Genomic DNA, 13,739 nt, shown 5'->3' on the forward strand with positions numbered 1-13,739 from the left:
ATGAAACCCGCTCCTTTCCGATTTTCAATCAAATTTTTCCGGTGGTTTTGTAATCAAAACCTACACCCATCGATCGAAGGTGACCTTTTGGAATTATTTGAAGAAAACGTCAAAACCAAAGGAGTTTTACGTGCTAAATGGCTTTTTCTATTCGATGTCATCAAACTCCTTCGTCCAGACATCATTAAGTCCAGGCGGCAAACCTCTCATTTTAATCAACTCACTATGATCAGAAACTACATTAAACTCGGATGGAGAAATATTGCCCGTCAAAAGCAATTCTCTGTTCTCAATATCATTGGCCTTAGTGTAGGTTTTACTTCTTGCCTACTTGTATTTCTTTATGTTCACAACGAGCTATCCTATGATACCTACCATACCAAGCTGGATCGTATCTTTCGGGTGCTTCACGCATACGGCAAAGAAGAACCTATTGCTCCCGAAGGCTATCAGGTTTGGGGTGGGGCACCGGTAGGCCCGGCTCTTCTTGAAGAATTTCCTGAAGTAGAAAGCTTTTGCCGGTTTACGAGTCCAAATATCATGCTGCTAGAGCATGGCGAAAACAGATTTCAGGAAAACAACATCCTATTTGCCGATTCTACGGCTTTTGAAATATTCAGTTGGAATCTGCTGGAAGGTAACCCGGCCACGGCCCTAAAAGAACCAAATGCCATAGTACTTACCCAATCGATGGCCAAAAAATATTTCGGTAACGAAAGTGCTTTGGGCCAAGTTATCACGGTAGATCACAAGGACTTAGTAACAGTTACCGGAGTCATGGAAGACCTACCCTCACAATCTCAACTGACTTTTGACGCATTGGTATCTATGGTTACCTTCCATCGTATGCGCCCGAACATATTTGGTTATTGGGGATATGTTGATTTTTATACCTACGTACAATTGAGTCAACCATCTGCTGTTCAAGCCTTAAAAGAAAAAACAAAGACTTTGTATGGTCATCGGATACCAGAAAATGTAGGAGCGGCCCGTCTTGATTATGAACCGATGGAAGGCTCTTATTTGAATTCGGTGGCATCCAGGCAACCAGGCCCTACAGGCAACCTGACTGACATTTACATGATCTCTTGTATAGGAATTTTTATATTGGTCATTGCCTGTGTCAACTTCATCAATCTCACCACAGCCCGATCCGTAGAACGGGCCAAAGAAGTAGGTGTAAGAAAAACCCTTGGTGCAAGGAGAAGAGATTTGGCCTTTCAATTTTTGGCCGAGTCCGTTCTGATTACACTATTTTCTGTCATCCTGGCCATCACAGCAGTTGCATTTTTATCATACTACCTTTCTCAACTGGTAGGTAAGCCTATTGCGTATGACGTTTTATTGACCTGGCAATCTGGCTTATTACTCATTGGCTTAACCCTATTTATTGGAATTATTGCAGGGCTTTATCCTTCCTGGATATTGACCAAATTCAGACCCACCGAGGTTCTGAAGGGCAAGTTCAAATCTTCTCGCTCAGGTTCCAATTTGCGTCGTATTCTAGTTGTATTCCAATTCAGCCTTGCCACCTTATTGATCATCGCCACGACAGTAGTTTATAATCAACTTCAATATTTAAAAAATCAGGACCGGGGATTTACGGAAGATCAAATGTTGGTGATTGACTTCGGCTGGGATAGCATTGTCCAAAACAAAATCCAAACACTTAAGAACGAATATCTGGCTCACCCCGAAGTGGTTTCGGCCTCTGCATCAAGGGCCGTTCCGGGAGATTTCTTTCCAAATGCCCATACCGGTATCGAAGACTCAAATGGAGACTTACTCTATCACGGCCCGGCCATCTATGAAGTGGATGCTGACTTTATCTCTAGTTTTGGTATGGAAATGGCTGCAGGTAGGTCATTCTCACGCGACTTTTTGAAAGATTCAGCACAATCACTAATGATTAATGAAGCTGCGCTTGGTCTATATGGCTACTCCAAGGCTGAAGATATTATAGGGAAAAGGTTCGAGCAGTGGGGTAGACAAGGAAAAGTAGTTGGGGTCATCAAAAATTTCAACTACAAATCACTTCACAACAACGTGGAACCTCTGGCGGTAAGGTATGGACAAGCGCTGGACTTAAGAAAATTATCCTTACGGATACAATCTAATAACATGCACCGCAGCCTTGCAGAGATGGAAGAAATTTGGAATAAACTGGTTCCGGAGCGCCCGTTTAATTTCACATATCTTGATCAATCCTTTAATGCACACTATCAGACAGAAGTCCGATTTGGGTATATCTTTGGCACATTTACTTCGGTAGCCATATTTGTTGCTTGTTTGGGATTATTTGGCCTAACCGTCTATATCACCGAACAGCGCACCAAGGAAATCGGTATCAGAAAAGTATTAGGTGCCTCAGCGGCAAGTATCATGAAATTGGTAAGCAAAGAATTTCTAATTCTTATACTCCTTGCCATGATAATGGCAATTCCAACTTCCTGGCTTGGTATGAATCAATGGCTTGAAGGGTTCGCCTATCGTATGAAAATCGGCCCTGGTATATTCTTGACCGCAATATTTCTCACGGGGCTTATTGCCATGGCAACTATGAGTTGGCAGACTGTAAAAGCAGCTCACAAAAATCCGGCGGATGTAATCAAAGATGAATAGTTACAGATTCGGTCTGCTACTCACTTCTCAATGAATCAACCGGATTCAATCGAGTGACAGCAACAGCATGATAGCCGGTGACACTTACGGTAATTACCAAAGTGACAAAACCAGCTATTATGAATATCAACCAATTAATATCAACAACATATTCAAAATTAGACAGCCATTGCTCCATCAGGAAATAGGATACGGGCCAGGCGATGAGGTTGGCTATCGCCACCATATAAATAAAAGGTCTGGCGAGCAAAAGAATGACGTGACTGATCCGGATTCCCAAAACTCTTCTAATACTTACTTCTTTGGTTCTTTTCGAAACCATAAAGGAGCTCAGTCCGAAGATGCCAATACCAGCAATTATCAGAGCCACTATCACGGCAAGATTGACAAGATCCGATAACTTTTTTTCACGAGTATAGAGCGTTTCAAGCTGTCGGTCTAGCAGTTTGTACTCCAACGGCCATTTCTGACCAAAAGCGAGCCACACTGATTCCAATTTCTCAATTAGTGCCGGATAGTCATCCGTTTGAAATTTCAAAAGGTAATGATCAAAACTTGTAGTCAAATCAAAAACTGCCGGCCCAACCGGATGATGCATAGACTCATAGTGGTAATTTTTAATGACGCCTACCACTTTTCCCTCCTTCACTATTTGCTCTGTCCCAGCTCCAAACAGTTCTAGTTTTTTGCCAATTGGATTATCTGTCCAACCCAAGACTTTCACAGCTTCCTCGTTCAAAACAAAGGCCTTGTCTTGATCCGATGGGTGCTCCCTGCTAAAAAAACGCCCGTATTTCATTTCTATATTGGCCGTTTCTGAGAAATCATAACCTGTCCATGTGACCGGAAGTAGAACAGGTTGTGATCTGTTACCCTCTTCAGGAACAAATCTTGAGCTGTTCATCCCTGTACCTGGTACGTCAGTGATGCCACACAAATCCGATACCTCAGGTAATTTTATTATTTCATTTCTGAAGGCTATGAAATTCTTGTTGTATTCATTTCTGGCCTTGATGACCAGCATATTGGTTTTATCAAAACCCAAGTCCTTCGTGAGTAAAAACTCTCTTTGCTCATTGACTATGATGACTGAAATGATAAGAACCACGGAAGCGAAAAATTGAAAAATTACCAGGGCAGTTTTAGTGGCAGATTTGGAAAGAGCAGATTCTTTTTTCGAAATATTAAAGGACTTGAATCGAGCTAAATGTACCGCCGGATATATTCCAGCCATCATACCGATCAAAGTGATAAGGCAGAAATACAAAAACAGGTTAGAGAAGGTAAAATAATTTGCAAGTGAAATTGACCGATCTGTCAAATAGTTGAGATACGGCACAGTCCACTGTGTGAGCACCAATGCAATTATTCCAGACGAAAGACATAAAAGGACAGTTTCAATAAGCATTTGGCTGATCAGAACTGATACGGAAGCGCCTAACGTTTTTCTAATTCCAATTTGAAAAGCCCTGGTCATTCCGTCTGCCATCATCAGGTTGACAAAATTGATAACTGCAAGTAAGAATAAGATGATTGCAATCAATGAGAAAATTTTGAGATTGCTCAAACTTCCGTTGGGTTTGATTTCGAAAAGCAGATTAGAGGTCAGATGAATGTCGTCGATTCTTTGCAAATCTATTGAGCTATCATCTTTCCACTTTTGTGGAAAATGAGCCTGAACAAAAGCCGGCAGCTGTGAGGCTACATACTCCTTCTTTTCATTGTCAACAAATTTTACATACGTCCAGGCACCCGTCCAATACCATTTATTTTCGCGCCCTTCAGCACCTGTTTTCTGATGCCAATTATTGAGCTGTAATTGTAATGGTGAAATAAAATCAAAATCGAAATGGGAATTAAGGTCTGAATTGTCCACTATTCCGGTAATCTCCAAAAGCTGTTGACCGTTATATTCCAAGACCTGTCCCACTGGGTTTCCTTCGCCAAAATACTTTTGTGCTATGCGCTCTGAGATCACGACACTATTAGGTTTTTGCAGCACTTTTTCAGGGTCTCCGGCTATAAGGGGATATCCAAATACGCTGAAAAATGCCTCGTCGGCAAAAAAGAATTTGCCCTCTGTATACTTCAGATCCTCCCGGATAATTAGTGGAGTACTGAGTGGCTTGAATATTCTTACCACCTCCTCTACCCCAGAAAAATCTTCATTGATGGCCGAGGCCATTGGAAACTGCGTGCCTGCCTCATTATAAACTACTCCGCCCGATTTAATGGAGACCGTTAGCCTATAAAGGTTTTTATGGTCAGGGTGAAATTGATCATAACTCAATTCATCGCTTACATAAAGGCCAACATTTAAGCAAACCAATACCGCAAGCACCAGCCCCAAAAGATTGATAGAAGTATACATCTTATTTCTCAATAGGTTTTTATAGGAGGTTTTGAGATGATTTTGGAACATATGCGCTGTGTTTAGGGGCTTGGTGTTTTTTAGAGCAAATGGTCGAATGAGTTTGAATACTTGCATCCAATAATTGAACTTGGTTTTCCAGTTCTTGACTTCTAATCTCTCGTAGGATTCATGCAAGTCTCCTTGAATTCCTTCTATCAGTTCTGACTTACAGAACCAATTAAGAAATTTGTCTGCTAGACGTGGCGGTATATCCTTATTAGTGGCCACTTATATTTTGTTAAGAGCCAAATCTGGAATTTGCGTCCAGAGCTTCACCTTAGCATCTCGGCTTTTGATTAGTGTACTTTTACCCGAATTTGTCATTCGGATAAGTCTTTTCCTTCTACCCCCGCGTTCATTAGTTGGGTCGCTCATAAAAGTCTCAACAAAGCCTTTCTTCTCTAGTCTGGCCACAGTAGCATGCACAGCGCCTATACTCGCTGGTCGGCCGGTTTGGCTTTCGATTTCATCACAAATGGCCAATCCATAGGCCTCATCCTTCATCATGGCTACCATCAGCATGACGAGCTCTTCAAATTCTCCTAAATATTCCTTGCCCATTTTATATTAGTTCTATTTAATAGATCTAATGTACGGAATTAAATTCTTATTTGTTCTATTTTATAGATATAATGATTGATTAGGGTCTTTCCCGCTAAGATATCCGATCTAAAAACAGTAAATAGATTTCACCGCGAGAAGGAAGATATCTTCAAAAAAAACCTAATAATTAAATACAAGGATATCTCAATTTTGTACTATATGAAGGAGTTCCTGCTTAAAAAGCAGCTCAAAATAATGGTCCATTTTTCATAGGAGAATCTCCTAATTCATCAGAGTATCCCCTATACAAATATGTTAATAATCCTATTTTTACTTCATTCATCGAACAAAACTAGTCAGTCAACTAATAATATTTATATAATTAAACCCTGAAGGTAGTTTTGTGAAGTATAGGATAATCTATGATGAAAAGGGAATTAAAAAGGATGAAGTCAATTAGGACAATACTTATTTGTATTTTGCTCAAAAGTGCATTCATCACCTTCGGCCAATCTCCAGGAAATGTCAGTACTAATCTCAATCTTTGGCTGAAAGCGAATGCTGGAGTAACAGGTACCTCTTCGGTATCAGCATGGGCAGATCAAAGTGGACAGGGAAATAATGCTGAACAATCCACGTCTTCTAAAAGACCATCACTTACAACTGATGCTTTTAATTTTAATCCGGCAATCACCTTCGATGGTACCGACGATATGCTGGACGTTCCATACAATGCCAATCTGAACGGCTCTAATGTAACAGTCTTTTCGGTGCACAGACTCAATGCCGATGACAATACATGGAGGTCTCCCTTTACTAGTAGAGATGATTATCCACAGCGAGGGTATATTATTTACGTAAGACAGGATACGGATCAATATGATCTATGGACCGGCTCTGACTCAGGATGGGACGCTTTTACTCAAGCCATTTTACCAGGAGCGGATGTTCAGGTGCTCAATGTCACGTTGAACAATAGCCCGGGGGACAAAAATTTCTATCTTGACGGCAACTTAGAATCAAGTGGTTCAGGTGAACTATACACTCCCAATACAGCTCGGCCATACAGAGTTGGTGCAGGTAGTACTGAAACTACCTCAGGCCAGTATTTCTGGTTTGGAGACATTGCAGAGCAGATCGTATTCAACCGTGAGATCAATGCAGACGAACGATTGAGAATTGACACTTATCTCGCCATCAAATATGGAATTACACTAACCCACGACTACTACAATATAAATTACGATGGCACTAACGCAGCCTCTACTGCAGTATATGATGTAGATGGTGGTTATGGAAATGATGTAGCCGGAATTGCTCAGGAAGATGCTGAATCTTTGAACCAAACCAAATCAAGAAGTATCAATGACAACTCAATTGTTACGGTTACTTCAGCATCGGATTTGGATGATTCTGAATACCTGGTCTGGGGAAACGATGGAACATCCGGAACTACTACTAGTGATCTACCAGTTGGTTTTGATCAGCGACTAAATAAAGTTTGGTACTTCGCCGAGACAGGAGATGTAGGAACCATAAGCATCAAATTTGATTTGACAAAAATAGGTGGGACTACCACAGACCCCAACGATTTCGCACTCTTGACCAATAACGCAAGTGCTACTTTTTCTTCTGCTTCTATTCATACCAGCGGCGCTACGATTGTAGATAACATACTTACATTCACCAACGTCGAAATTCAAGACAATGACTATGTGACACTTGCCGTGTCTCCAGTTGGAAGTCCCGGAGGCGTGGCCAGTAATCTTATGCTGTGGCTGAAAGGTGATCTGTATACGACAGATATTGATGGTATCACTTTAGATCTGTGGTCGGATCAAAGTGGAAACTCTAATCATGCAGAACCTAATCCATTCAATCGGCCAGAAATAGAAACTAGTAGTACCCTCAATTCAAATGCCTACATCAACTTCACAGCAGATAATGCGGGTCAGGTTGCGCTAGCTTCTTCTTCAGAAGAATTCGAATTTCTTTCAGTCCTTAGGACTTCCACTAATGGTAGTGATATTTTTGAACGTGATGATAATTCCAATCCAAGATTGGAAGTAGAAAACGGTGTGTATCGAGGCAATGGTAATGGTGGTTTTGTTTCCACCAGCAATACCGGCGACTGGCATATTGTTGGTTTTGAGCAAGATGCCACAACTGAGAATCTATATATAAACGGAATAGTAGAAGATGCCGTGACTGGAAACATAACCATTCCATCTTCTACTAACTACAACCTATTTTCGGATTTTACAGGTGAGGTCGCTGAGGTCATTTTCTATGAAGTGGCATTGAACAGCACCAATCGCAGAAAAGTAGAATCCTATCTTGCCATTAAATATGGTATTACGTTAGACATTACATCTCAAGATTATGTAGATGGTTCGGGAAGCTCTATTCTTGACCGAACAGCATTCAGCAGCTATGCCTTTAACATAGCGGGTATCGGAAAAGCGGCGGCTGAAAATGGAGATGACGCACAAGTCCTGAATCAAGTTCAATCCCAGAGCATCAACAACACAGGAATAGTAAACATAGGCAATGCCTCAGGTATGGAAGACGGTGAGTACCTGATATGGGGTAGCAACAACGAAACCGCCCTGGCCTCTCTTACCGAGTCGGCACCGTTGCCTTCCATTTCTGGAGTGGATATGATTCTTGGAAGAAAGTGGAAAGTAGCAGAAACAGGAGATGTCGGAACAGTCACTATTTCTCTTGATTTGAGCAGTATTAGCTCAGTAGCTGATCGAGAACTTGCAAGTTATTCATTGATTATCGATGACAATGAAAATATGAGTAGCCCCACGAATATTCTCAAGCCGTCATCCGTTTCGTCCAATGTAATCACGTTCGAAAATGTAGACTTTTCGACTGGCGATTACTTTGTACTAGGTACAGCCGTTAGTGCCTCGCCAGGCAACGTTTCCTCAGGACTTTCCCTGTGGTTTAAAGCAGGGGCAGGAGTATCCACGTCCGGATCAAATGTAACCAGTTGGGTCGATCAATCTCCAACAGGTCTTGACCTGAATAGCCAAAATGGTGATCCTACAATGAGTGCAGCGGCCATCAATTCCAATAGCGCAGTAGCCTTTGACGGGAACGACAATGTCTATAACTCAGGGACCTATGATACGGAGAATCTTCTCTCGGGTGGAGCCTTGACCGGACAACATACGTTTTACATAGTAGCCCAACACACTGCGGCGAACCCATCTGCCAGAAATGTCTTTTTCAGTAACGGCAGCGACCAATTCCGCCAAGGACTTCACACCAACCCAAGAGTACATATCAGAGAATCCGGAAGCGCCAACAATAATGTTAGCCCCGGATCAATCAATATTGACAATCCCAACATCTATGTCATCAAAAGAACGAGCAATAATACGACTGGCGGTGGCACGCTTTATATAAATGGAGTGACGGTGACCAACTATAATACAGGTAATGGTGTTACGGATGACACTAAAATAGTGATAGGTGGAGAAAATGACGCAAACGGCTCTAATGGGTGGGTCGGGAACATTGCTGAGGTAATTGCTTTCGCAACCAGTGAAGATGATACTGACAGACAAAAAATTGAAACCTATCTGGCCATTAAATATGGCATTACACTATCCAGTAATTACCTGGCCACCAGCGGCAGTCCTATTTATAATGTATCCAATGGTTATGCCAACGATATTGCCGGAATTGGACGTGAAGATGATGAACTACTGGCCCAAACTCAGTCGAAAAGTGAAAATTCAGATGCTATAATCACCATAAGTAACGCAGCGGAACTCGATGACGCCGAATATCTAATCTGGGGAAATGACGACGGCGCCACTACTGAAACCACCTCTGGCCTTCCTTCAGGAGTCAATCAAATGTTGACTCGTAAGTGGTCTACCACCGAAACAGGTGATGTGAAGGGTGTTCAAATTCAATTTGACTTGACAGGCCTTACGGTAACAGGTACAACAGCCAACGATTTTTCTTTGATCGTAGATGGAGATGCAACATTCAACGACGGCGATGAGATACTATTTACCGCAGATGACTTCAGTGCTAACATAGTTACGTTCAATAGCATTGACCTTTCTGACGGAGCTGTGTTTAGTCTGGCCACTAGCGTAAGCAGTAATCTTGTGGAAATTGCAAGTTCGGTAGGAGATTACGAGGTGACTTCCAGTTGCCCTGTACTTAGCGGGAACAGCTACATTGATGTACGAGATAGTAACAATAGACTAGTTTATTCTATCAATCCAAATGGCAACGATTTAGGCGCTACATGTTGGGGTGTTAGAATCCGTGCCAGTGGTAGCTCTAGTGATGACCTGGTGAACAATGAGGATTATTACCTGGACCGCAATTTTTATATTACGCCAACCACACAGCCTTCATCAAATGTTTCCATAAGGTTTTATGTACTAAGTGATGAAATCGATGACATCAGAAATCGATTAACAACCGATGGAAAGTCCTCAGGAAATGATGTTGCAGAATATCTGCAGGATTTTCTAAGGATAACCAAGCAGGAAGGTTCCGATTTAGATCCACTTACAAGTGCTGGTTCAAGTCAGGTATTTGCCCCTACCATTGCTGCCTATGGCTCGTCAGGTTATACAATAGAAGTCAGTGTAGGAAGTTTTTCCGAATTTCTCCCAGGTACTGACTCTGAGGACTCAAACTCTTCTCTGCCTGTAGACCTGCTTTATTTCACAGCAGAGGTAGAATCGGAAGGTGTCAATCTCAGCTGGGCCACGGCATCAGAAATCAACAACGACTATTTTACTATAGAAAGAAGCAGAGATGGCAAGCATTTTGAAACGATAGAAGAGATATATGGAGCTGGTAACAGTAATGAAACTATCGTCTATGAAAGCGTAGATTATTCTCCTTTTTCCGGTCAGTCCTATTATCGATTAAAACAAACGGATTTTGACGGAACTTTCAGTTATTCCGAAATCGTAATGATTGAACGTCAATCACATACAGAACCTTTCGGAATCAGCTACTATCCCAATCCAGTCAAAAACCATCTAAATATTGAACTAAGCACTTCATTATTTGATGCTGATTATCGCCTGGAAGTATTTACACTCAATGGTAGTCCCGTTCAAGTATCGAGCATTCAAGAAAACGATCATTTGATTCGTCTGGATACGTCTTCTTTGTTTAGTGGAATGTATGTTGTTCGATTGACAACCGGAGGACATGTATCCTTCGCAAGGTTTACGAAGTAATCGAGGGCCAATTCCGTTTAGATAAGGTTACTAAGCGAATAAAAGCCTCGATCCGTTTCCGCAAACGGAAGTGATTTGTGAGGACATAAACTATAGTAGAGCTACCATCAGCATGACAAGCTCTTCAAATTCTCCTAAATATTCCTTGCCCATCTAATATTAATTCCATTTAATAGATATGACTACTGCAAGGATTGAGAGAAGTACTGAAATTGAGCGGAAATGACTAATTTAGAATCTTACGACCAAAAACTCAATTATGGCGAGCAATTCTAAATCTTACCTCCTTCTCATTGTGCTAACTACCATTGCCACTGAACTTTTCTCGCAAGCTCAGTTCAAAAAGGACCTTGCACATACCTATTCGGTCGTGCTCAGAGATAAAAACACTGGAGAGTTGGCGGTTGGCGTCCAAAGTCATTGGTTTGCAGTAGGTACACGTGTATCATGGGGGAAGTCCGGAGTTGGTGCCATTGCAACACAATCTTTTACAAATCCTGCCTATGGCCCTGATGGTTTGAAATTATTATCTCAAGGGAAAAGTGCAACTGAAGTGCTGGAAATAATAACCAAAGGAGATGAAGGAATTGATTTCAGACAGGTAGCTGTGATAGATGCCAACGGAAATGTAGCTGCACATACTGGTAAGAAATGTATCAAATCGGCCGGTCATCAAATTGGCGATAACTATTCTGTTCAAGCTAATATGATGCTCAACGACCTGGTGGTACCAGCCATGGCTAAATCTCTCGAGCAGAGTATCAATCTTCCAATTGCAGAACGAGTTGTCCAGGCCTTGCTAGCTGCCCAAGATGCTGGTGGCGATATCAGAGGTAAACAATCGGCGGCACTGATTGTGATGGGATCAAAAAAGACAGAAAAACCATGGTTGGACAAAACCATAGATTTAAGAGTGGATGATCATGCCGAGCCATTGAAGGAGCTTCAGAGGCTTCTCACCGTGCATCAAGCCTTTGTTTATATGAATGAAGGGGATGCTGCGATTGAGACCGGTGATATGGCAAAAGGGCTGGAACAATACGAGGCTGCGGCTAAAATGCTCCCAGACAACCTGGAAATGAAATATTGGAGAGCAGTCACATTGGCCAATAATGACAGACTGGACGAGGCGTTAGTCATTTTCAAAGAGGTGTTCGGCAAAGATGAAAATTGGAGAGAACTTACTAAACGATTGCCGGCATCTGACTTATTGAATTTATCTGACAAAGATCTAGATACTATAATTAAACTATAAGAAAGTTATACAATAAATCCTTTTGCAATTACTTACCAGGACAGCTTGACTGCAGGAATCCACGATGAAAGATAAAAAGGCTTTTGAGGATCTTTTCAAAGAGTACTATCCGTACTTGTGCTCGTTTGCAAAAAAATATGTCGCCGACATAGACGACTGCAAGGATATTGTGCATAACGTATTTCTGAATCTCTGGCAAAAGCAAGCTGATCTGCATTCAGATACTTCATTAAAATCATACCTTTTTAAATCCGTTCACAACCGATGCCTGAACTACATCCGTGATCGGAAGAAAATAGTCCATCATGACTTGAGTATGGAGAGTCTACCCCTGGCCGATTATATCGAATCGACAGATTATTTGGAGCAATCCGAATTAGAATTAAAAATAAAAGTGAGCATAGATGACTTGCCTGATTCTTGTCGCCAGGTCTTCATATTGAGCAGGTTTGAAGAGAAAAAATATAAGGAAATAGCCGAACAACTAGGCATATCTGTAAAAACAGTAGAAGGCCAAATGTCTAGAGCATTGAAGATCCTAAGAGAAAAACTGGGTGCCTATTTGCTTGATTTGCTGATTTTGTTGACGATTACCATAGGGTCTTGATGCACTTATGTGTGTAAAGAATATATAACTAATGAAAGAGGATACTAAACATACGGAATTGATTGATTTGACCATTAAAAAAATGGCCAATGAAGCGTCGCAAGCTGACCTCGATCGTTTGGCCGTTTTACTTGCAGATGACCCTGCAAATCAGTCTATATACGACGAGCAAGTTCGCACCTGGGAACTTACAGCGAAAGCCAAAGGGATTTCAAATCAGGAAATAGAAGAAGAATGGAATCGTCTGGATCAGGCCATTGATGAATTACCGCTTAAAAAATCCTCATTCTCCTTAATGAAAATTGCAGCTGCAATCACCGTTATTTTAGTTAGTTCATTCCTCGCCTTTCAACTTTTATTCAATACCGGTGATGTCGAAATCATTGCTGACCAGCTCATAGAAACGCAGTTAGAGGATGGGTCGCAAATTACACTGGATATGAACACCCAACTGAGCTATTCCAAAAATTTCAATAAAGAAAAAAGAGAAGTTATCCTTAGCGGAGAGGCCTTTTTCGAAATAGCACGTGATACCGAGAAGCCTTTCATTATTCATGTTCATAATACAGATATACAAGTATTGGGCACCTCCTTCAACGTAAAGGCCGAAAAGAAAAGTGCAGTCACAGAAGTCGTAGTTGTCACCGGAAAGGTACAAGTTTCACATCTTTCAAATCGCGTGACTCTCCTGCCGGGAGAAAAGGCTGTGGTGAATAAAAAGACTGGAAAACTTTTCAAAATCCAGAATGATGATCCGAATTTCCAGTCATGGAAGACGAAAAACTTTATATTCTCCGACTTGCCACTTTCTGAAGTGGTAACCTTGCTCAATGATGTATACGGAGAATCCATTTATTTGAAAACTAACAGAGCCTCCAATTGTCCAGTCACTGTTTCCTTCGAAGGTCAATCTTTAGATTCGATTGTCAAAGTATTAGCTAATACTTTAGATCTTACCGTAGAAAAGTCGAGCAAAGGATTCATCATTGATGGAGATGGTTGTGAATAACAGGTAACTTAGCTGTACACTTTGAGGCCCATGTCAAATGTTCAATTAGTTCTAAA

7 protein-coding genes are annotated in these 13,739 nt (G+C 41.4%); 5 read left to right on the forward strand and 2 right to left on the reverse strand.

Annotated elements, in window-relative coordinates; genetic code table 11:
* A complete protein-coding gene (locus ABJD64_RS14785; protein WP_348182850.1) occupies positions 1–2,622 on the forward strand; it encodes an ABC transporter permease in 2,622 nt (873 codons plus the stop codon).
* 16 nt (positions 2,623–2,638) lie between these two features.
* Here the strand turns inward: ABJD64_RS14785 and ABJD64_RS14790 are convergent, their stop codons facing one another.
* Both ABJD64_RS14790 and ABJD64_RS14795 read right to left on the reverse strand, forming a co-directional pair.
* Positions 2,639–5,263 carry an ABC transporter permease gene (locus tag ABJD64_RS14790; protein WP_348182852.1) on the reverse strand — a complete coding sequence of 875 codons (2,625 nt, stop codon included), beginning with the start codon at positions 5,261–5,263 and terminating at the stop codon, positions 2,639–2,641.
* The gene (locus ABJD64_RS14795) at positions 5,264–5,596 is read right to left on the reverse strand and encodes a helix-turn-helix transcriptional regulator (RefSeq protein WP_348182854.1); all 333 of its coding nucleotides are present in this window, start codon (positions 5,594–5,596) and stop codon (positions 5,264–5,266) included.
* A 404-nt stretch (positions 5,597–6,000) separates the two neighbouring features.
* On the opposite strand from ABJD64_RS14795, the gene ABJD64_RS14800 reads away from it, so the two are divergent.
* The 4 genes from ABJD64_RS14800 (at position 6,001) to ABJD64_RS14815 (ending at position 13,683) form a co-directional block, all read left to right on the forward strand.
* On the forward strand, positions 6,001–10,812 hold the full coding sequence (locus ABJD64_RS14800) for a LamG-like jellyroll fold domain-containing protein (protein ID WP_348182856.1): 4,812 nt from the start codon (positions 6,001–6,003) through the stop codon (positions 10,810–10,812).
* Positions 10,813–11,071: 259 nt separating this feature from the next.
* Positions 11,072–12,067, forward strand: a complete 996-nt coding sequence (locus ABJD64_RS14805) for a DUF1028 domain-containing protein (RefSeq protein ID WP_348182858.1) — start codon at positions 11,072–11,074, stop codon at positions 12,065–12,067.
* Between the two features lie 64 nt (positions 12,068–12,131).
* Entirely contained in the window at positions 12,132–12,674 is a 543-nt protein-coding gene (locus tag ABJD64_RS14810; RefSeq protein WP_348182860.1) for an RNA polymerase sigma-70 factor, read from the forward strand.
* Positions 12,675–12,705: 31 nt separating this feature from the next.
* Positions 12,706–13,683, forward strand: a complete 978-nt coding sequence (locus tag ABJD64_RS14815) for a FecR domain-containing protein (RefSeq protein ID WP_348182862.1) — start codon at positions 12,706–12,708, stop codon at positions 13,681–13,683.
* Positions 13,684–13,739 lie beyond the last annotated feature (56 nt).

This window comes from Reichenbachiella sp. (genome assembly GCF_039944555.1).
Lineage (GTDB): Bacteria > Bacteroidota > Bacteroidia > Cytophagales > Cyclobacteriaceae > Reichenbachiella.

Coding starts and splice junctions, on each gene's coding strand:
- ABJD64_RS14785 (WP_348182850.1), top strand. CDS start 1: ATGAAACCCGCTCCTTTCCGATTTTCAATCAAATTTTTCCGGTGGTTT.
- ABJD64_RS14795 (WP_348182854.1), bottom strand. CDS start 5,596: ATGGGCAAGGAATATTTAGGAGAATTTGAAGAGCTCGTCATGCTGATG.
- ABJD64_RS14800 (WP_348182856.1), top strand. CDS start 6,001: ATGATGAAAAGGGAATTAAAAAGGATGAAGTCAATTAGGACAATACTT.
- ABJD64_RS14805 (WP_348182858.1), top strand. CDS start 11,072: ATGGCGAGCAATTCTAAATCTTACCTCCTTCTCATTGTGCTAACTACC.
- ABJD64_RS14810 (WP_348182860.1), top strand. CDS start 12,132: ATGAAAGATAAAAAGGCTTTTGAGGATCTTTTCAAAGAGTACTATCCG.
- ABJD64_RS14815 (WP_348182862.1), top strand. CDS start 12,706: ATGAAAGAGGATACTAAACATACGGAATTGATTGATTTGACCATTAAA.